19 protein-coding genes are annotated in these 18,471 nt (G+C 75.2%); 6 read left to right on the top strand and 13 right to left on the bottom strand.

Going from position 1 to position 18,471, the window contains the following annotated elements:
* Positions 1 to 153 precede the first annotated feature (153 nt).
* Positions 154 to 918, top strand: coding sequence for a GntR family transcriptional regulator (locus tag SGLAU_RS05035; protein ID WP_043498710.1), 765 nt, complete (start codon positions 154 to 156; stop codon positions 916 to 918).
* A 167-nt stretch (positions 919 to 1,085) separates the two neighbouring features.
* On the opposite strand, the gene SGLAU_RS05030 is transcribed toward SGLAU_RS05035, so the two are convergent.
* The 3 genes from SGLAU_RS05030 to SGLAU_RS05020 all read right to left on the bottom strand — a co-directional run bounded on the left by SGLAU_RS05030 (position 1,086) and on the right by SGLAU_RS05020 (position 4,177).
* Positions 1,086 to 2,243, bottom strand: a complete 1,158-nt coding sequence (locus tag SGLAU_RS05030) for an ROK family transcriptional regulator (protein ID WP_043506300.1) — start codon at positions 2,241 to 2,243, stop codon at positions 1,086 to 1,088.
* A 99-nt stretch (positions 2,244 to 2,342) separates the two neighbouring features.
* Positions 2,343 to 3,008 (bottom strand): response regulator transcription factor, encoded by a 666-nt coding sequence (locus SGLAU_RS05025; protein ID WP_043498708.1) that lies wholly within the window; start codon positions 3,006 to 3,008, stop codon positions 2,343 to 2,345.
* Between the two features lie 14 nt (positions 3,009 to 3,022).
* On the bottom strand, positions 3,023 to 4,177 hold the full coding sequence (locus SGLAU_RS05020; RefSeq protein ID WP_043498707.1) for a sensor histidine kinase: 1,155 nt from the start codon (positions 4,175 to 4,177) through the stop codon (positions 3,023 to 3,025).
* A 108-nt stretch (positions 4,178 to 4,285) separates the two neighbouring features.
* Between SGLAU_RS05020 and SGLAU_RS05015 the strand changes: the two genes are divergently transcribed.
* From SGLAU_RS05015 to SGLAU_RS05005, 3 genes are read left to right on the top strand one after another with little or no spacing between them, the layout of a single operon-like run.
* Positions 4,286 to 5,206: an ABC transporter ATP-binding protein gene (locus SGLAU_RS05015; RefSeq protein ID WP_043498705.1), complete on the top strand. Its 921-nt coding sequence runs from the start codon at positions 4,286 to 4,288 to the stop codon at positions 5,204 to 5,206.
* A 2-nt stretch (positions 5,207 to 5,208) separates the two neighbouring features.
* On the top strand, positions 5,209 to 5,934 hold the full coding sequence (locus tag SGLAU_RS05010; protein WP_043498703.1) for an ABC transporter permease: 726 nt from the start codon (positions 5,209 to 5,211) through the stop codon (positions 5,932 to 5,934).
* 40 nt (positions 5,935 to 5,974) lie between these two features.
* A complete protein-coding gene (locus SGLAU_RS05005; protein ID WP_043498702.1) occupies positions 5,975 to 6,418 on the top strand; it encodes a hypothetical protein in 444 nt (147 codons plus the stop codon).
* A gap of 16 nt (positions 6,419 to 6,434) precedes the next feature.
* Here the strand turns inward: SGLAU_RS05005 and mug are convergent, their stop codons facing one another.
* The 8 genes from mug to SGLAU_RS04965 all read right to left on the bottom strand — a co-directional run bounded on the left by mug (position 6,435) and on the right by SGLAU_RS04965 (position 15,997).
* Positions 6,435 to 6,980, bottom strand: a complete 546-nt coding sequence (mug, locus tag SGLAU_RS05000) for a G/U mismatch-specific DNA glycosylase (protein WP_043498701.1) — start codon at positions 6,978 to 6,980, stop codon at positions 6,435 to 6,437.
* A gap of 13 nt (positions 6,981 to 6,993) precedes the next feature.
* Complete coding sequence (gene purB / locus SGLAU_RS04995; protein WP_043498699.1) at positions 6,994 to 8,436, bottom strand: adenylosuccinate lyase; 1,443 nt, start codon at positions 8,434 to 8,436, stop codon at positions 6,994 to 6,996.
* Positions 8,437 to 8,661: 225 nt separating this feature from the next.
* The gene (locus tag SGLAU_RS04990) at positions 8,662 to 9,459 is read right to left on the bottom strand and encodes an SGNH/GDSL hydrolase family protein (protein ID WP_043498697.1); all 798 of its coding nucleotides are present in this window, start codon (positions 9,457 to 9,459) and stop codon (positions 8,662 to 8,664) included.
* 72 nt (positions 9,460 to 9,531) lie between these two features.
* Positions 9,532 to 10,545, bottom strand: coding sequence for a hemolysin family protein (locus SGLAU_RS04985; protein ID WP_043498695.1), 1,014 nt, complete (start codon positions 10,543 to 10,545; stop codon positions 9,532 to 9,534).
* Complete coding sequence (locus SGLAU_RS04980; RefSeq protein ID WP_043498693.1) at positions 10,542 to 11,870, bottom strand: hemolysin family protein; 1,329 nt, start codon at positions 11,868 to 11,870, stop codon at positions 10,542 to 10,544. The genes SGLAU_RS04985 and SGLAU_RS04980 overlap by 4 nt, the downstream gene beginning before the upstream one ends.
* 156 nt (positions 11,871 to 12,026) lie before the next feature.
* Positions 12,027 to 12,455, bottom strand: a complete 429-nt coding sequence (locus SGLAU_RS04975) for a GNAT family N-acetyltransferase (RefSeq protein WP_043498691.1) — start codon at positions 12,453 to 12,455, stop codon at positions 12,027 to 12,029.
* Between the two features lie 131 nt (positions 12,456 to 12,586).
* Positions 12,587 to 15,154, bottom strand: a complete 2,568-nt coding sequence (locus SGLAU_RS04970) for an ABC transporter permease (protein ID WP_043498689.1) — start codon at positions 15,152 to 15,154, stop codon at positions 12,587 to 12,589.
* Between the two features lie 3 nt (positions 15,155 to 15,157).
* Positions 15,158 to 15,997, bottom strand: a complete 840-nt coding sequence (locus SGLAU_RS04965) for an ABC transporter ATP-binding protein (protein WP_043498688.1) — start codon at positions 15,995 to 15,997, stop codon at positions 15,158 to 15,160.
* Positions 15,998 to 16,133: 136 nt separating this feature from the next.
* Between SGLAU_RS04965 and SGLAU_RS04960 the strand changes: the two genes are divergently transcribed.
* Positions 16,134 to 16,352 (top strand): hypothetical protein, encoded by a 219-nt coding sequence (locus SGLAU_RS04960; RefSeq protein ID WP_043498687.1) that lies wholly within the window; start codon positions 16,134 to 16,136, stop codon positions 16,350 to 16,352.
* Positions 16,353 to 16,356: 4 nt separating this feature from the next.
* Positions 16,357 to 16,731: a hypothetical protein gene (locus SGLAU_RS04955; protein ID WP_043498685.1), complete on the top strand. Its 375-nt coding sequence runs from the start codon at positions 16,357 to 16,359 to the stop codon at positions 16,729 to 16,731.
* An 84-nt stretch (positions 16,732 to 16,815) separates the two neighbouring features.
* Here SGLAU_RS04955 and SGLAU_RS04950 read toward each other — a convergent pair whose 3' ends face one another.
* Both SGLAU_RS04950 and bioD read right to left on the bottom strand, forming a co-directional pair.
* Complete coding sequence (locus SGLAU_RS04950) at positions 16,816 to 17,508, bottom strand: class I SAM-dependent methyltransferase (RefSeq protein ID WP_043498683.1); 693 nt, start codon at positions 17,506 to 17,508, stop codon at positions 16,816 to 16,818.
* A gap of 239 nt (positions 17,509 to 17,747) precedes the next feature.
* Positions 17,748 to 18,470 carry a dethiobiotin synthase gene (bioD, locus tag SGLAU_RS04945; protein ID WP_043498682.1) on the bottom strand — a complete coding sequence of 241 codons (723 nt, stop codon included), beginning with the start codon at positions 18,468 to 18,470 and terminating at the stop codon, positions 17,748 to 17,750.
* Between the last annotated feature and the right edge of the window lies 1 nt (position 18,471).

Below are 18,471 nucleotides of genomic sequence, written 5' to 3'. Positions count from 1 at the left end.
TCCGTCGCCGCGCTCCCGTGCGCCGTACCGGGGATCGAGGATTGGTCTTGACCAAGGGTGGGGGCCGTCCTATGGTCGCAGACAAGTGCAACAACCTTTAATAAACAAGGGCGCTAAAACGCCGCGGGAACACCGGCTTTTGCGGAGGACAGGGTGGGGACCACGCAACTGGAAACGGTGCCGGAACCGAAGTACTGGCATCTCAAGACCGTGCTCACCGAGGCACTGGACTCCGAGTTCTCGGTCGGTGAGATCCTGCCCAACGAGCGCGAGCTGGCCGCCCGCTTCGGGGTCGCGCGCGCGACCCTCCGCCAGGCCCTGGAACAGCTCGAACTGGAGGGCCGGCTGCAGCGCCGCCGCGGGGTCGGGACGACCGTGGCGCCGCCGCGCGTCGGCGTCGCCGTCGGCACCGAGCAGCACGCCTGGCCCGGCACGCCGGGGGACGACGCCTGGCAGGCCGTCGACTGCACCACCGAGGTCCCGCCCGCCGCCGTCGCCGCCGCCCTGGAGACCGGACCCGACGAGGCGGTGCACACCGTCCGCCGCACCCGGATGACCCACGGCCAGCCGGTCGCGACCGAAGTGCTCCACATCCCCGCGGCTTCCGTGCCCGACCTCACCGCCATCGACGCGCCGTCCGGACCGGCACGCGCGCGTGCGGTACTGCGCGAGCTCCAGCGGCTGGAGCTCGAAGGACGCGACAGCGCCGTCGAGCTGGGCTCGGCCCGCGCGGACGACGCCAAGCAGCTGGACCGGCTGCCGGGCGCCCCCGTCCTCGTCGTCACCACCCGCTTCTTCGCCGGGGGCCGCACCGCCGCGCTCTCCGTGGCCACCTACCGCGCGGACACCTGCCGGCTGACCTTCGGCGACGCGGGCGGCGTCGAGATCCACCCGGATCCGGAGCGCCGGGCGTCCTGACGCCTATCGCGCGGACGGGCCCGCGGGGCCCGGCGCGCGCACGGGCCGCCCGGTGCCCGTGCCCGCACCGCCGGGGCACGCGGGCGCGTCGCGTCCCTGGGCGTTCCGTTCGCCGGGCCCGGCTGCCGGGCCGGGCGCCAGTGGCCCGCCCTGGCGCCGCCCGCCCGTCAGCGGCGGGCCGTCACCGTCCCCTCGACCGCGAAGAGCTGCTCCTCCACATGGTCGAGGGCGAGCCGCAGGGCGCCCATCGCGACGGCCGCCTCGCCCAGCAAGGAGAGGGTGACCTTCGGCGGGCGCAGGCAGTAGCGGGCCAGCTCGCGGCGGAGCGGATCGAGGACACCGTCCAGCCCCGCCGCCCAGCCGCCGATCACCACCAGCTCCGGGTCGAGCGCCAGCACCAGCGCGGCCACGTCGTGGACCAGCCGCCGGATGAACCGGTCGACCGCCGCGCGGGCCCGCTGGTCGCCCTCGCGGGCCCGCGCGAACACCTCGGCGACCTGCTGCTCGTCCAGCGGGTGCAGCGGCTCGTCCGTGGTGGACAGCAGCGTCTCCGGCGTCACCTCCCGGCCCAGCAGATGCAGCGCCCCGATCTCCCCGGCCGCCCCGCCGTACCCCCGGTGCAGCCGCCCCCCGATCAGCGCCCCGGCGCCCGGGCTCAGCCCGGCCAGCACGAACACCACGTCGTCGGACCCGGTCGCCGAACCCTTCCAGTGCTCGGCGACGGCCGCCGCGTTGGCGTCGTTCTCCACCAGCACCGGGCACTTGAAGGACCGGCTCAGCCGCTCGCCGAGCCGAAGCCCCGTCCAGCCGGGCAGCGCCGTGCCCAGCCGCACCGTGCCGTCCGCCTCCACGATGCCCGGTGACGCGACCCCCACCGCGCGCAGCGAGCCCCGGGAGACCCCCGCGCGGCGCAGCAGTTCGGCGACCGCCGTCCGCAGCCGCTCCAGCCGCTCGTCGGCCGGAGCCGTCTCGGAGACGTCCTTGGCCTGCGCGCCGAGCACCTTCCCGTCCAGGTCGGCGAGGAGCGCGGCGACCCGGTGCGGCCCGATCTCCAGGCCCAGCAGATGACCGGCCTCGGCCCGGAACCGGAACCGCCGGGCGGGCCGCCCCTGCCGCCGGGCGGCGCCCTCCTCCGCGGCCTTCTCGACGACCAGGCCGGCCTCGATGAGCCCTTCGACGACGCCCTCGACGGTCGGCCGGGACAGTCCGGTGACCCGGGTGATCTCGGTCAGCGTCGCGCAGTCCGTGGCACGCAGTGCGTGCAGCACCACCGCGGAATTGATCCTTCGCAGCAGCGAGGGATCCCCGCCGGTCAGCCCCGCCAACGTCCTGTCCTCCCAGCTCGTGCGCGTGTTGGCCGGATCGTACTCGGCACCGCCCACCCCGGCGAGCGCCCCGGCCCGGCGCCCGTCCGCCGCCCCCGGTCAGCCGGGGGAGACGAACCCGGACTCGTAGGCCGCGATCACCGCCTGCGTGCGGTCCCGCGCCCCGAGCTTCGCCAGCACCGCGCTGACATGGGACTTCACCGTCTCCGTGCCGACGACCAGCCGCCCCGCGATCTCCGCGTTCGACAGACCGCGCGTCATCAGCCGCAGCACCTGCGCCTCCCGCTCGGTGAGCTGCGCCCGCTCCAGCGCGGCCCGTGCCGCCGGGTTCCCGCCGCCGTCGCCGTACTCGGCGGCGAGCTGCCGCACGGACGCCGGGAACAGCAGCGACTCGCCCTCCGCGACCAGCCGCACCGCGTGCACGATCTCCGCGGGGCGGGCCCGCTTCAGCAGGAACCCGTCGGCCCCGGCCCGCAGCGCCTCGTAGACGTACTCGTCGTTCTCGAACGTCGTGACGACCAGGATCTTCGGCGGGTCCGGCACGGTGCGCAGCACCGCGCGGGTGGCCTCGATCCCGTCCAGCAGCGGCATCCGCACGTCCATGGCGACCACGTCCGGCCGCAGTTGCCGCACCAGCGGGATCACCGCGGCCCCGTCGGCGGCCTCCCCGGCCACCTCCAGGTCGGGCTGCGCCTCCAGAACGGCACGCAGGCCCGCGCGGACGAGCGGTTCGTCGTCGACGAGCAGAACGGTGATCGGCGGCACCAGCCCAGCGTAGATCAGCCGAGCGGCAGCTCGACGTGCACCTGCCAGTCACCGGCGTCGGGGCCCGTGCGCGCCCGCCCCCCGAGCAGCGCCGCCCGCTCCCGTATCCCGCGCAGGCCGCTGCCCCGGCCCGGCCCGGGCACCGCCGTCGGCAGCGGATTGCGGACCTCCAGGTCGAGCCGCCCCTGCGCGACGGCGACCCGCACCCGCGCGGGGACGCCGCCCGCGTGCCGCAGCACATTGGTGAGCGCCTCCTGGAGGATGCGGTAGCCCTCCCGGGAGACCGGGCCGGGAACCTCCTCGAGCGGCCCGTGGAACTCCGCCTCGACCTTCGTCCCGGAGGCCCGCGCGGACTGGAGCAGCCGGTCCGCCTCGGCGAGCGTCGGCCGGCTGCTCGCCGGGCGCCCCGCCTCCCGCAGGATGCCCAGCACCCGGTCGAGGTCCTCCAGCGCGGCCCGCCCGGTCTCCTCGATCGCGCCGAGCGCCCGCCGAGTGAACGCCGGATCTCCCGCCGCCCGCGCGGCGCCCGCCTGCACCACCGCCACGGTCAGCGCGTGCCCGATGGAGTCGTGCAGCTCCCGCGCGATGCGGGTGCGCTCCAGCAGCTGCTCGGTGCGCTCCTCCAGGGCCGCCAGCCGCTCGGCCGCCGACGGCCCGAGCAGCCCGCGCGCGAGCACGGTGATCAGCTCGCCGAGGCCCACCACCGCCGCGGCCATCACGACCAGGGGGAGGGGAGCCAGGAAGGCGTAGCCCCAGTGCGGTTCGGTGATCCGCAGGACCGGATTGTCGAGCTGCTGCCGGCCGAGCGACGCCTCGGCCAGGTCCACGGCGAAGACGGGCATCCAGACCGTCAGGAAGACGGTGAGCGCGCCCAGCAGCATCCGGGCCTCCAGCCACACCACGGTGCGCAGCCGGTCGCCCCAGGTCGCCGACGGCGCCGTGGAGATGCCCGAGTCCGGCTCGTCCGGCGTGAGCATGAACCGGGCCTGGAGCCCTTCGCCCCGCCGCGTGGCGGGGATCAGCCCCACGGGCACCATCATCAGGGCGGGCACCCACGGCCGCGCCATGTCGATGAACAACCACACGCTGACCAGCAGCACCGGGACCCACAGGTGCAGCAGTCGCGTGTACGTCGTCCCGCGCAGCAGCGGGCTGAGGAGGCGGACCATCGGCTCATCGTGCCAGCCGCCCCCGCCCGGGTGCCTCCCCCGGGCGGGGGAGACGCCCTCCACCCGCAGGGGAGGCGAAGTCCGCGGCGCCGGCGCCAGTCTGAGGCCATGACCAGCATCGACGTCCGAGACCTCAGCAAGGAGTACGGCACCCGGCGCGCCGTCGACCACCTCACCTTCACCGTCGCGCCCGGCCGGGTCACCGGCTTCCTCGGCCCGAACGGGGCCGGCAAGTCCACCACCATGCGGCTCGTGCTCGGCCTCGACCGGCCGACCTCCGGCACCGCGACCGTCGGCGGCCGCCCCTACACCGAACTGCGCGAGCCGCTGCGTGAAGTCGGCGCCCTGCTCGACGCCCACGCCGCGCACGGCTCGCGCACCGGCCGCGACCATCTGCGCACCCTCGCCGCGAGCAACCGCATCCCGGTGTCCCGCGTGGACGAGGTGCTGGCCGGGACGGGACTCACGGCGGCCGCCCGACGCCGGGTCAGGACGTACTCCCTGGGCATGCGCCAGCGCCTGGGCATCGCGGCCGCCCTGCTCGGCGACCCACCCGTGATCATGCTGGACGAGCCGTCCAACGGTCTCGACCCCGAGGGCATCATCTGGATCCGCGCACTGCTGCGCCGGCTCGCCGCCGAGGGCCGTACGGTCCTGGTCTCCAGCCACCTGATGAACGAGACCGCGTCCTTCGCCGACCACCTGGTGGTCCTCGGCCGGGGGCGGCTGCTCGCCGACATGCCGATGCGCGCCTTCATCGACGCGCGCGTGCAGCCCGCCGTCCGGGTGCGCAGCACCGACGACGCCGCGCTGCGGGACCTCCTCGCCCGGCACGGCCACGACGCCGCTCCCGGCGAGGACGGCGGCTGGGTCGTGCGCCGCGCGCGCGTGGAGGACATCGGCCGCCTCGCCTCCGGGGCAGGCCTGCCCCTCCTCGAACTGACCGCCCAGGAGGGCACCCTGGAGCAGGCCTACCTCGACCTGACCGCCGCCGAGACCGAGTTCACCGCCCAGCGCCAGGAGGCCTGACCATGCCGTTCGCCCCCGTCCTGCACGCCGAATGGCTGAAGATCCGCACCCTGCGCGCGCTGTACGGCGCCCTCGCCGCGCTGTTCGCGGTGACGACGGCGTTCTCCGCGATCGCCGCCACCGGCAGCACCTCCGACCCCGGCTTCGACCCCCTGTTCACGGCCTTCCTCGGGATCGGCCCCGGCCAGATCGCGGCCCTGTCCTTCGGCGCCCTCGCCGTCTCCTCCGAGTTCGCCGGCGGCGGACTGCGCCTCGCCTTCACCGCCGTGCCCCAGCGGGGCCGGTGGTACGCGGCCAAGCTGACCGCCGTCGCCGTGCCCGCGTTCCTCGTCGGGCTGGTCACGGGCGCCGCCTCGCTGGTGGTGGCCCGCGCGGGCCTGGGCCCCGCCGCCGACGGGCTCACGGCGGGGCAGCAACTGCGCGGCGTGACCGGCTGCGGCCTCTACCTCGCCCTGATGGCCCTGCTCGCGGCCGGCCTCACCGCCCTGCTGCGCAGCGCCGTCGGCGCGCTCGGCATCCTCGTCCCCCTCCTGCTCGTGGTGTCGTTCGTCCTCGGGACCTCGGCGGGCGGTCTGCCCGAGTACCTGCCCGACCGCGCCGGGCAAGTCGTCCTGCACGCGCGCCCCGAGGGGCCCCTCGGCCCGTGGAGCGGACTCGCGGTGACCGCGCTGTGGACGGCGGCCGTGGCGGCGGCGGGCGGCCGGCGGGTGTGGCGGCGGGACGCCTGACGCGACGCCAGTTGTCAGTGGTGCCCGGTTTACTGACGGCATGGACATCGCACGGTGCCTGGACACGATCGACCGGCTGTGCCTGCGCCCCTTCCCCGCGGGGCCCGGCTGGTCGGACGTGGGCCGGGCGGGCCCGGGCTACTTCATGGCGGAACTGCCGGCGGGGGAGGGGGAGGAGGCGTCGTGGGAGACGTCACGGGAGACGGCGGCGGAGGATGCCGACGCCCGCAAGGAGGCCGTCGCCGGGCGGCTGCACGAGCGGTGGGGGACCGTGCCCGCGTGGGGCACGCTGACGCTGCGGGTGCGCGGCCTGCGCGGCGAGGAGATACCGGAGCCGTGGGCGAGCCTGAGCCAGCTCGCCGACGAGGCGTACGTGTGGCGGGCGGACGGCACCGGCCGCTGGGTGGCCCTCGCCGTGGCCGACCGGGACCCGCAGGACGCGATACGGCTGCTCGCGGTGGTCACGGACACGGATCCGCCGTGAGGGCGCGGCCCGCGGGTCAGTCCTGCGCGGCGGCCCGCAGCCGGGCGAACTCCTCGGCCATCGTCTGCGCCGTCCAATGGGCGTTCAGCCCGCTGGGGTTGGGCAGCACCCACACGCGCGTGTCCCCGATGACCCGCTCCTGCGGGCCCACCTGCGCCTTGCGGTCGTCGAACGCCGCGCGGTAGGCGGTCACCCCGACCACCGCGAGCCAGCGCGGGCGCAGCCGCGCCACCTTCACCGCGAGCTGCCGCCCGCCCTCGCGGTACTCCTCGGCGGTCAGCTCGTCGGCCCGGGCCGTGGCCCGCGGCACCACGTTGGTGATGCCGAGCCCGTACGACAGCAGCTCCCGCTGCTCGGCGGGCTTCAGCAGACGCGGCGTGAACCCGGACAGGTGCAGCACCGGCCAGAACCGGTTGCCGGGGCGGGCGAAGTGGTGGCCGGTCGCGGCGGTCATCAGACCGGGGTTGATGCCGCAGAACAGCACGCGGAGGCCGTCCGCGACGACGTCCGGCACGAGCCGGTCGCGGGCGGCCTCCAGCTCCGCGGGGGTGAAGCGGGCCATCGTGCGGCGCGCGTCAGAGGATGGCCCCGGGCGTGTAGCCCGCGGCCTCCGGGTGCTGCTTCACGATCTCCTCGATCCGGGCGACGACGGCGCCGACCTGGTTGGCGGCGGCGCCCGTGAAGGACAGCTTGTCGGCCATCAGCGCGTCCAGCGCGGCGCGGTCGAGCGGGATGCGCTCGTCGGCGGCCAGCTTGTCGAGGAGTTCGTTGCGCTCGGCACCCTGCTCGCGCATGGCGAGCGCGGAGGCGACGGCGTTCTCCTTGATGGCCTCGTGCGCGACCTCACGGCCGACGCCCGCGCGCACCGCGCCCATCAGCACCTTGGTCGTGGCGAGGAACGGCAGGTAGCGGTCCAGCTCACGGGCGACGACGGCCGGGAAGGCACCGAACTCGTCGAGCACGGTCAGGAACGTCTCCAGCAGGCCGTCGAGCGCGAAGAACGCGTCGGGCAGCGCGACGCGGCGCACCACCGAGCACGACACGTCGCCCTCGTTCCATTGGTCACCGGCCAGCTCGCCCGTCATCGAGGCGTAGCCGCGCAGGATGACCATGAGGCCGTTGACGCGCTCGCAGGAGCGGGTGTTCATCTTGTGCGGCATCGCCGAGGAGCCGACCTGGCCGGGCTTGAAGCCCTCGGTGACCAGCTCGTGCCCCGCCATCAGGCGGATCGTCCGCGCCAGCGACGAGGGCGCCGCGGCCAGCTGCACCAGCGCGGTGACGACCTCGTAGTCCAGGGAGCGCGGGTAGACCTGGCCGACCGAGGTGAAGGCCTGCGAGAAGCCGAGGTGCGCGGCGATCCGGCCCTCCAGCTCCGCGAGCTTCGCGGCGTCCCCGCCGAGCAGGTCCAGCATGTCCTGGGCGGTGCCGACCGGGCCCTTGATGCCGCGCAGCGGGTAGCGGCCGAGCAGTTCCTCGACCCGGCCGTAGGCCACCAGCAGCTCGTCGGCGGCGGTCGCGAAGCGCTTGCCGAGGGTGGTGGCCTGCGCGGCGACGTTGTGCGAGCGGCCGGCCATGACCAGTTCGGCGTACTCGGCGGACAGCTTGCCGAGACGGGCGAGCACGGCGACCGTACGGTCGCGCATCAGCTCCAGGGAGAGCCGGATCTGGAGCTGCTCGACGTTCTCGGTGAGGTCGCGGGAGGTCATGCCCTTGTGCACGTGCTCGTGCCCGGCGAGGTCGTTGAACTCCTCGATCCGCGCCTTCACGTCGTGCCGGGTGACCTTCTCGCGCTCGGCGATGGAGGCGAGGTCGACGGTGTCGAGGACACGCTCGTAGTCGCTGATCGCCTCGTCCGGCACCTCGATCCCGAGGTCCTTCTGGGCCCGCAGCACGGCGAGCCAGAGCTGACGCTCCAGCTTCACCTTCTGCTCGGGCGACCAGAGCGTGGCGAGCTCGGTGGAGGCGTAGCGTCCGGCGAGGACGTTCGGGATGCGGGGCTTGGCGGGCGCTGAAGTCACGTGTCCAGATTCTACTGGCGGTTCGTGCAGGCCAGCGCCACGGGATCCTTCGGCGGAAGCTACGAGACGGCGGTCACGCGCCTCGCACCGCCGTCGGGGCGGGCCCCGCACTCCGGGCGGGCGCCCCCGCGCTGCCCCCGCGCGCCCGCGGGAACGGCCGGCTCGGCGCGTACCCGCCGCCCTCCCGCGCCGCGGCGGCCCCGCGCCCGTGGTGCGGCCCGGGGGTCACGTTCCCGTGTCGGCCGCCGTCTCGTAGGGCAGCAGGTCGGGCCGCTTCGGCGGACGGCCGTCCCCGGAGGAGCGGCCGGTCAGCCGCCGTCCGATCCACGGCAGCAAGTGCTGCCGGGTGAAGCGGAGGTCGGCGACCCGGCGGGTGGCCCAGCCGGGCGGGGCGGTGGCCGGCGGCGGGACGTGCCAGTCCGGGTCCTCCGGCTCGTAGCCCAGGGACTGCCACACCGCCTCGGCGACCCGCCGGTGCCCGTCGGCCGTCAGGTGCAGCCGGTCCACGTCCCACAGCCGCGGGTCGGCCAGCGAGGGGGCGGCGTACAGGTCGACGACGAGCGCGCCGTGCCGGGCCGCGAGCCGGTCGATGCAGGCGAACAGCTCCTCCATGCGCGGCCGGAACCGCTCCAGGACGGGCCCCTGCCGGCCGGGGCTGCGCATCAGCACCAGCTGCTCGCAGGCGGGCGCCAGCTTCTCGACGGCCTCCTCCAGCAGACCCCGCACCCGGCCCATGTCGCACTTGGGCCGCAGGGTGTCGTTGAGGCCGCCGACCAGGGTGATCACATCGGCGCCCATGGCGGCGGCCACGTCCACCTGCTCGTCGACGATCTGCCCGATGAGCTTGCCGCGCACCGCCAGGTTGGCGTACCGGAAGCCGGGGGTGCGGGCGGCCATCCGCGCGGCGAGCAGATCCGCCCAGCCCCGGTAGGTGCCGTCGGGCATCAGGTCCGACATGCCCTCGGTGAAGGAGTCGCCGACCGCGACCAGGCTGGCGTGCGTGGGAGGGGAGTTCTTCTGCATGGCGGCACCGATGGTATCCCGAAGCACATACCCATCGGTCGGTCCCCCCGGCGGCGCGGCCGGGACCCGCCCTCAGGCCCGCTGACCGAACAGCTCCCGCAGCACGTCCTCCATCGTCACCAGCCCCGCCAGCCGGCCGTCCGCGCCCAGCACCGCCGCCAGGTGGGTGCGGCTGCGGCGCATCGCGGTCAGGACGTCGTCCAGCGGGGTCGCCTCCCGCACCCGGGCGATGGGCCGCATGTCGCGCAGCCGGAAGGGCACCTCGCGCGGGGAGGCGTCCAGGGCGTCCTTCACGTGGAGGTAGCCGACGATCCGGCGGCCCTCGTCGACCACGGGGAAGCGGGAGAAGCCCGACTCGGCCGAGAGGTCCTCCAGCTCCTCCGGGGTGACGCCCACGCGCGCGTAGACCACGCGCTCCAGGGGCAGGACGACGTCGCGCACCGGCCGCCGGCCCAGCTCCAGCGCGTCGTGCAGGCGCTCCTGCGCCCGGTCGTCGATGAGCCCCGCCGCACCGGAGTCCTTGACCAGCCGGGCCAGCTCGGCGTCCGAGAAGGTCGACGTCACCTCGTCCCGGGTGTGGATGCCCAGCAGCTTCAGCAGGCCGTTGGCGAAGGCGTTCACCGTGAAGATCACCGGCCGCAGCGCCCGCGACAGCGTCACCAGCGGCGGCCCGAGGAACAGCGCGCTGCGCACCGGCTCGGCCAGTGCGATGTTCTTCGGCACCATCTCGCCCAGCAGCATGTGCAGGTACGTCGCCAGGGTCAGCGCGATGACGAACGACACCGCGTGCCCGGCACCGCTCGGCACGCCCATCGCGTGGAAGGCGGGCTCCAGCAGGTGCGCGATGGCCGGTTCCGCGACCACGCCCAGGACCAGCGTGCACAGGGTGATCCCGAGCTGTGCGGCGGCCATCAGCGCGGACACGTGCCGCAGACCCCACAGCACGCTCCTGGCCCGCCGGTCGCCCTGTTCGGCGTACGGTTCGATCTGCGAGCGGCGCACCGAGATCAGCGCGAACTCGGCGCCCACGAAGAAGGCGTTGACGACCAGGGTCGCCAGACCGATCAGCAGCTGTACGACGGTCATGCCCGCGCCCCCTTCTGGTCGTCCAGCGGCGCGTGCAGCAGCACCCGCGCCGCCCTGCGCCCGGAGGCGTCCACCACTTCCAGCCGCCAGCCGTCGACCAGCACCACGTCCCCGACGGCCGGGATCCGGCCCAGCTCGGCGGCGATCAGCCCGGCCAGCGTCTCGTACGGCCCGTCCGGCGTCCGCAGGCCCACCCGGGCCAGCTGGTCGGTGCGGGCCGCCCCGTCCGCGGAGTACAGCGCGTGGCCGTCCTCGTCGGTGCCGGCCGGGGCCAGGTCCGGGGTCTCGTGCGGGTCGTGCTCGTCGCGGACCTCGCCGACGACCTCCTCGACGATGTCCTCCAGGGTGGCGACCCCCGCCGTGCCGCCGTACTCGTCGATGACCACGGCCATCGTGCGCCGGCCGGACAGCCGGTCCAGCAGCCGGTCGACGGTCAGCGTCTCCGGCACCAGCAGCGGCTCGCGCATCAGCTCCGAGACGGGCACCCTGGGCCGGCGCTCGGCGGGGACGGCCAGGACGTCCTTGATGTGCGCGGTGCCCACGACGGAGTCCAGGGTGCCGCGGTAGACCGGGAACCGGGACAGCCCGGTCGCCCGGGTGGCGTTCGCCACGTCCTCGCAGGTGGCCTGGGCGTCGAGGGCGATCACCTGGACCCGCGGGGTCATCACGTTCTCCGCGGTCAGGTCGGCGAGGTTCAGGGTCCGCACGAACAGCTCGGCGGTGTCCGGCTCCAGGGCGCCCTCCCGGGCCGAGTGCCGGGCCAGCGCGGCGAGTTCCTGCGGACCGCGCGCGGAGGCCAGCTCCTCGGCGGGCTCGACGCCGAAGCGGCGCACCACGCGGTTGGCGGTGTTGTTGAGGTGGGTGATGAACGGCCGGAACAGCGCGCTGAACCAGCGCTGGGCGTTGCCCACCCGCTTGGCGACGGCGAGCGGGGAGGAGATGGCCCAGTTCTTCGGCACCAGCTCGCCCACCACCATCAGGAACACCGTCGACAGCGCGGTGCCGATCACCAGGGCGATCGACGAGGCCGTGGATGCGGAGACGCCGAGGCCGCGCAGCGGGCCCGCGATCAGCCGGGCGATCGACGGCTCGGCGAGCATGCCGACCACCAGGTTGGTGACGGTGATGCCGAGCTGCGCGCCGGAGAGCTGGAAGGTCAGGTTGCGGACGGCCTTGAGCGCGCCTGCCGCGCCGCGCTCACCGCGTTCGGCCGCGGCCTCCAGGTCGCCGCGCTCGACCGTGGTCAGCGAGAACTCGGCCGCGACGAAGGCGCCGCAGATCAGCGACAGCGCGATGGCCGCCAGCAGGAGGAGCACTTCGGTCATCGGGTCACCTCCGTCCCATGGCCGGCCAGTGCCTGGGGGGTCGCGTGGTGTCGGGTACGGGGAGGGTCGCCCATGGGGGGACGTTCACAATCTTTCATCCGGGGACCGAGTGATCCGCCAAGGGTAAAGGCTCGGCAAAAACGGTCGGGTGTCGGGTCAGTGTCCGGTCAGCGGCTTCACCCAGCGCCGCCAGTGTTCCTCCGCCGTGTACCCGGCGGCGCCCCAGGCATGGTGCGCGGTCTCGTTCCGGGTGAGCACCATCGCGTCCGCGCGGCGCCCGCCCAGCCGTACGAACCGCTCCTCCGCCGCGGCGAGCAGCGCCGTGCCGATGCCCTGCCGGCGCCGCCGCGGGTGCACCGCCAGCCGGTAGAGATGGCACCGCCACCCGTCGAACCCGGCGATCACGGTGCCCACCAGTTCGCCCGGCCGCTCGGCCAGGATCAGCGCCTCCGGGTCCCGGGCCACCAGCCGCTCCACCCCGTCCCGGTCGTCACTGATGCTCGTCCCCTCGGCCGCGGTCCGCCAGAAGGCCAGCACGCTGTCGATGTCGTCGGCCGTGGCGGCCCGTATCCGCAGCTCACTCATGCCGGCATCCCACCACGGGACACCGCGCGGGAGGCCGGATTCCAGGATGCGGACACCACGTCCGCGCCACGGGCGCCGGTCGACGGCCGCCGGCGCTCCCCGCCCCGGGCGGGCCGGCCGACGCGGTGCCCTCACTCGTGGGCGATGGCCGCCAGGACGTTCATCCGGGAGGCGCGCAGCGCCGGCAGCAGGGCCGCCACCACGCCGATCACCGCCGACCCCACCACCACGGCGACGATCGTGCCCCAGGGGATCGCCAGCGCCGTCATGCCCTGCAGGGCCAGCACCTGCTGGGTGCACAGCCCCCACAGCAGCCCGAGCGCGAGCCCGAGCACCGCCCCGAACACCGCGATCACCACCGACTCCAGCCGGATCATCCGCCGCAGCTGCCGCCGCCCCAGCCCGATGGCGCGCAGCAGCCCGATCTCCCGCGTCCGCTCCACCACCGACAGGGCCAGGGTGTTGACCACTCCGAGCACCGCGATGACGATCGCGAGCCCGAGCAGGGCGTAGACGAGGTAGAGCAGGACGGCGATCTGGTCGCGGACGAGCTGCTTGTAGTCCGCCAGGTCGCGCACCTGCACCTGCGGGTACGGATCGAGGGTCCGCTCCAGCGCGGCCCGCAGCTCGTCGTCGTCCGTGCCCGCCGCGGCGTTCACGTAGACGGCGGCGTCCTGCCCGCCCGGCGCGTACCGCTCCACCGTGCCCAGGCCGAAGTAGATCCCGCCGGTGGTGCCGAAACCCTCGGCGGACTCCTGGTCGGTCAGCGCGCCCACGGTCAGCTCGGCCGTCCGCCCGCCCCGGAACTCCACCGGCAGCACGCTGCCGACCCGCACCCCGTGCTCGCGCGCGAAGTCCGCGTCCATCCCCAGCCGCCCTGCGGCGAGCGCGGACGCCGTGCCGCCCCGCGCGTAGTCGATGTTGGCGACCTCGTCGAGCCGCGGCTCGTAGCCCGCCGCGGTCGTCTCCACCCGGTCGCCGTCCGGCAGCCGCACCGCGACCGGGGTGAACGCCGAGCGCACCACCAGACCGACCCCCTCGGTGCGGCGCACCGCCTCGGTGATCTCCCGGGGGAACGGTGTGAAGTTGCCGCTCTGGACGACGTAGTCCGCGCCCAGCGTCCGGTCGATCTGCCGGTCGAACGACTCGGTCATCGAGACGCTGGCCACCGACAGCCCGCCGACCAGCGCGAGCCCCACCATGAGGGCGGCCGCCGTGGCCCCCGTACGGCGCGGATTGCGCAGGGCGTTGCGCTGGCTCATCAGCCCCACCGGCCCGAACAGGGCCGGGAACGCCGCGCCCAGCACGCGGATCACCGGCCGCACCAGCAGCGGCCCCGCGATGACGGTCGCGACCAGGGTCAGCACGATCCCGGCGCCGAGCAGCGACGCCGCCGAGCCGGTGTCGGCCGCCGCCGCACAGCCCGCGAGCGCGGCCGCCCCGGCCGCGCCGACGACCGCGCCGGCCAGCGCGCGCAGCCGCAGCGGGCGGCCCACCCCGGCGACCTCCGCGTCCGAGAGCGCCGCCATCGGCGACACGGCCGCCGCGCGCCGGGCGGGCAGGTAGGCCGCCACGAAGGTGACACCGACCCCGACGGCGTACGCCGTCACCGGGGTCACCCAGCCGATCACCATCCCGGCGGTGTCGATGCCCATGCCGAGCAGGCCCATCAGCTCGATCAGCCCCGCGGCCAGCGCGATGCCGGAGACCAGGCCCAGCGTGGCGCCGACCAGGCCGAGCAGCAGCGCCTCGGTCAGCACCGAGCGGCGCACCTGGCGCCGGTCGGCGCCGAGCGCGCGCAGCAGCCCCAGCTCGCGGGTGCGCTGGGCGATCAGCATCGAGAAGGTGTTCACGATGAGGAACACGCCCACGAGCACGGCGACCCCGGCGAAGCCGACCATCACGTACTTGATGACGTCGAGGAATCCGCCCAGCTCCTGGACGTCCGACTGGGCCTGTTCACCTGCTGTCCGGTACACGTAGCGGTCGGCGCCCAGCGCGTCGGCCACCCGCCGCTTCAGCGTCGCGTCGCTCACCCCGGGCGCCGCGTCGACGGTGATGGAGGTGGCCGCGCCGGCGTCACCGAGCAGCTTCGTCCGGGCGGTGCCCGGGTCCACGAACAGCAGGGCCGTGCCGGGGTTGGCGGTGGTGAAGGTGACGGTCCCGACGACCCGCGCCCGGAACGATCCCGGCGGCGCGACCACGGTCACGGTGTCGCCGATCCGCACGTCCGCGCGGTCCGCGGTCCGCGCGTCCAGCAGCGCCTCGCCGGGACCGCGCGGGGCGCGCCCGGAGCCGAGCTCCACGGGGCTGCGGCCGCTCGGGTCCCAGGCGCCGCCGATGGTGGGGGCGCCGGTCCTGGGACTGACCGACTCGTTCCGCGCGTCGACGACCGTGATGTCCTCCACCTCCGCCTCCGCGCGCGCCGCGGCCACCCCGTCGACCCGGGCCACCCGGGCGGCGAGCGCGGCGGGCAGGGTGGCGGTGGCCCCGGAGGGCAACGCCTCGTCGAGGTTCTGCCTCGGGCCGACCGTGACATCGGCCGCCGACGAGGCGAACAGCCGGTCGAAGGTACGGCTGACGGTGTCCGAGAAGATCAGGCTGCCCGCCACGAACGCCACGGACAGCACCACCGCGAGCGCCGAGAGCAGCAGCCGGCCCTTGTGCGCGAGGAAGCTCCTGAGCGTCGCCTTCAGCACGGGTCAGCCCTCCCCGACGGGCCGGCCGGTGCCCGCGGACCGGCCGGGGCCGGGGGGCCGGCCGAAGGGTCCGCGGATCACGTCGAAGCGCTTCATGCGCTCCAGCACGGCCTCCGCCGACGGGCGGCCCAGCTCGTCGACGATCCGGCCGTCCGCGAGGAACAGCACCAGGTCGGAGTGGGCGGCGGCGCCCGGGTCGTGGGTGACCATGACGACGGTCTGCCCCAGCTCGTCCACGGCCTCCCGCAGGATGCCCAGCACCTCCAGGCCGGCCCGCGAGTCGAGGTTGCCGGTCGGCTCGTCGGCGAAGATCAGGTCCGGCCGGGCGGCGAGCGCCCGCGCGCAGGCCACGCGCTGCTGCTGGCCGCCGGACAGCTGCGCCGGCCGGTGCCGCAGCCGGTCCCGCAGCCCGAGCGTGTCGACGACCCGGTCCAGCCACTCCGGATCGGCCCGGCGGCCCGCGATGTCCATGGGCAGGGTGATGTTCTCCAGCGCGTCCAGCGTGGGGATCAGGTTGAACGACTGGAACATGAACCCGATCCGGTCCCGCCGCAGCCGGGTCAGCTCCCGCTCCTTCAGCCCGGTGATCTCGGTGTCGCCGAGCCAGACCTGCCCGGCCGAGACGGTGTCCAGTCCGGCCAGACAGTGCATCAGGGTGGACTTGCCGGACCCGGAGGGCCCCATGACGGCCGTGAACCGGCCGCGCGCGATGTCCACGTCCACCGAGTCCAGGGCGAGCACGGCCGTCTCGCCCGAGCCGTAGGCCTTGGTCAGCGCGCGGGCGCGGGCGGCGACCGCGCCCGCGGACGCGAGCCCCGGGACGTGCTCCGCAGGAGTGGACAAGGCGGCCTCCTAGCTGGGGGACGGGCGGACTTCCTTGTCCCGGCCGAGCGTAATGTGACCCGGCGCACACCGGTACACCCCATCGGGCGGACGGGCGCCCTTGCTGGTGCTAGCACCCCGGCGCTAGCGTCGAGGTATGGCGAAGACCCAGCTGAACGTGCGGGTGGACGAGGACACGGCCCGGGCCGCCCGGGAGCGCGCCCTGGCCCGCGGGATGAGCGTCAACCGCTACATCGAGGAACTGGTCCGGCAGGACACCGGGGAGGCCGGTCACACCTTCGTGGAGGCCGCGGCCGACTTCATGAAGCAGTACGAGAAGGTGTTCGCCGAGGAGTTCGGCGAGGGCGGTCGCTGATCCCTTGAGCGATGTGCGCATCGACCTCGCCTGGCTGCTGATGCTCGCCGAGCGCCGGACCCCCGGGGACCCGCAGGTCACCGACTGGGGCGCGCTCGTCGCCGCGGTCGCCCGGCACCAGGCCGAGATATTCGACGTCCCCGTCTACGACTCCCCGCACACCCGCGCCGCCGCCCTGCTCCAGCAGCTCATCCACATCCCCGCGCTGGAGCGCTCCAACGCGCTGTTCGCCTCCGCGGTCGCCTACGCCTACCTCGTCGCCAGCGGCTGCAAGGTCGTCACCTCGCCGGAGCAGGTCCGCGACCTGGCCCGGCTGGTCAAGTCGGGCGACGCGTCGGTGCACGAGATCGCGCGCGAACTGCGCCACTGGTGCCGGTGACCGGGAGGCCGAGGACGCCCCCAGGTGTGCCGCGCGGACGATTCCCGTCCGCGCCCGGCGCGGACGGGGCCAGTGGGACGGGCCCTACGGGCGCACCGGCTCCGGCGGCCGCCAGGCGGTGCCCAGCACGCAGTACGAGGCGGGCAGCACCGGCCCCTTCTCGGGCATCAGCAGCCGCCGGTACGGTCCCAGTTCGAAGCCGGCGTCCCGCAGCGCGGCCACCGGGTCCCGGCCCACGTGGCAGCCGCCGCTCAGCGGCGGCCACACCGTACGGTCCAGGACGCGCTGGGTCACCCGCATCGCCCGGCCGCCGCCCCGCCCGTGCTCGAAGAACCGCACCTGACCGCCCGGCCGCAGCACCCGCCGCACCTCGCCGAGCGCCCGCGGCACGTCCCGCACGCTGCACAGCACCAGCGACAGCACGACCGCGTCGAAGCCCTCGCTCTTGACCGGCAGCGCCTCCGCCGCGCCCGGCACCACGTCGACCGGCGTCCCGGCGCGCACGGCGGCCTCCACGGCGAGCTGCCGCAGCACGCGCTCCGGCTCGATCGCCACGACCTCGGCGACCGTCCCCGGGTAGTGCGCGAAGTTCAGGCCGTTGCCCGCGCCGACCTCCAGCACCCGCCCGGACAGGCCGGCGAGCAGCCGGTCGCGGATCCCGGCCATGCCCATCCGGGTCTCGGCGGCCACGCTGAACCGGGCGTAGCAGCGGGCGAACAGGGGATGGTGCACGGAATCTCGCGCCGCCGTGCCGGCACCGGCGAACCGAAGGGGCATGGGGACCTCCCTGAGGGCGGACTGCTCCTTCCGGGATTGTCCCCCCTGACGGCCCCCGCGCACCCTCGCCGGCGCACGGACGGCGGCACCTCCCGCACCGCCGTCCCCGGCGGCACCTCGGGCCACCTGCCGCCCCGGCCCGCCACGGCGGCGGCGCCCCACGGCCCGGCGCCACCGCTGCGGCGCTCCATGGCTCCGGGGCCGTCGCGCCCGCCGGGTACCCGTCCCGCGCCCGCCGGCTACCGTCCCGCGGCCGCCCGCACCCGGAACGCCTCCGCGTCCCACGTCCCGTCGAGCCGGGGCGCCAGCCAGTCCGGGGCCGTGGCGCGGAAGGCGGCCGGGGCGAGACAACCGGCGCCCTCCGGGAGGGCGCCGAGCAGCGGGGCACCCGTGACCTCGGTGAGGTCCGTGACGTTGCAGCGGCAGGCCAGATCGGGCTCGGCGGGCCAGCTTCCGATCACCACACCGGCCAACTCCACGTCACGGCGGCGCAGTTCGCGGGCGGACAGCTCGGCGATGTTCAGCGTGCCCAGGCCCGCCGAGGCCACCAGCAGCACCGGCGCGCCGAGCAGCGCCGCCGCGTCGGCGAGCGTCCCGCCCGCCGGGTCGAAGCGGACGAGCAGCCCGCCCGCGCCCTCCACCAGCACCAGATCGTGCTCGGTGGCCAGCTTGGCCGCCGCCTCGGCGACGTCCCGCGGGTGCACCGGCGCCATCCCGGCCCGTCTGGCCGCCGTGCCGGGCGCCAAGGGCTCGGGGTAGCGGGCCAGTTCCGTCGCCGTGACCGGACCGGCGAGCCGGGCCACCTCGTCCGCGTCGCCGCGCTCGTCCGGCCGTACGCCGGTCTGCGCGGCCTTCAGCACGGCCACCGACCGGCCGGCCGCGAGCGCCGCCGCGGCGACCGCAGCCGTCGCGACGGTCTTGCCGACCTCCGTGTTCGTCCCTGTGATCACCAGGACCGGCATG

Source organism: Streptomyces glaucescens, from assembly GCF_000761215.1.
Classification (GTDB): Bacteria; Actinomycetota; Actinomycetes; order Streptomycetales; family Streptomycetaceae; genus Streptomyces; species Streptomyces glaucescens_B.
The sequence above is the reverse complement of the archived record's forward strand: the minus strand, read 5'-3'. Positions and strand labels throughout refer to the sequence as shown.

Coding starts and splice junctions, on each gene's coding strand:
- bioD (WP_043498682.1), bottom strand. CDS start 18,470: ATGCCGGTCCTGGTGATCACAGGGACGAACACGGAGGTCGGCAAGACC.
- SGLAU_RS05010 (WP_043498703.1), top strand. CDS start 5,209: ATGCCGTTCGCCCCCGTCCTGCACGCCGAATGGCTGAAGATCCGCACC.
- mug (WP_043498701.1), bottom strand. CDS start 6,980: ATGGCCCGCTTCACCCCCGCGGAGCTGGAGGCCGCCCGCGACCGGCTC.
- SGLAU_RS04980 (WP_043498693.1), bottom strand. CDS start 11,870: ATGACCGAAGTGCTCCTCCTGCTGGCGGCCATCGCGCTGTCGCTGATC.
- SGLAU_RS05020 (WP_043498707.1), bottom strand. CDS start 4,177: ATGGTCCGCCTCCTCAGCCCGCTGCTGCGCGGGACGACGTACACGCGA.
- SGLAU_RS04990 (WP_043498697.1), bottom strand. CDS start 9,459: ATGCAGAAGAACTCCCCTCCCACGCACGCCAGCCTGGTCGCGGTCGGC.
- SGLAU_RS04960 (WP_043498687.1), top strand. CDS start 16,134: ATGGCGAAGACCCAGCTGAACGTGCGGGTGGACGAGGACACGGCCCGG.
- SGLAU_RS05015 (WP_043498705.1), top strand. CDS start 4,286: ATGACCAGCATCGACGTCCGAGACCTCAGCAAGGAGTACGGCACCCGG.
- SGLAU_RS04950 (WP_043498683.1), bottom strand. CDS start 17,508: ATGCCCCTTCGGTTCGCCGGTGCCGGCACGGCGGCGCGAGATTCCGTG.
- SGLAU_RS05005 (WP_043498702.1), top strand. CDS start 5,975: ATGGACATCGCACGGTGCCTGGACACGATCGACCGGCTGTGCCTGCGC.
- SGLAU_RS04975 (WP_043498691.1), bottom strand. CDS start 12,455: ATGAGTGAGCTGCGGATACGGGCCGCCACGGCCGACGACATCGACAGC.
- SGLAU_RS04985 (WP_043498695.1), bottom strand. CDS start 10,545: ATGACCGTCGTACAGCTGCTGATCGGTCTGGCGACCCTGGTCGTCAAC.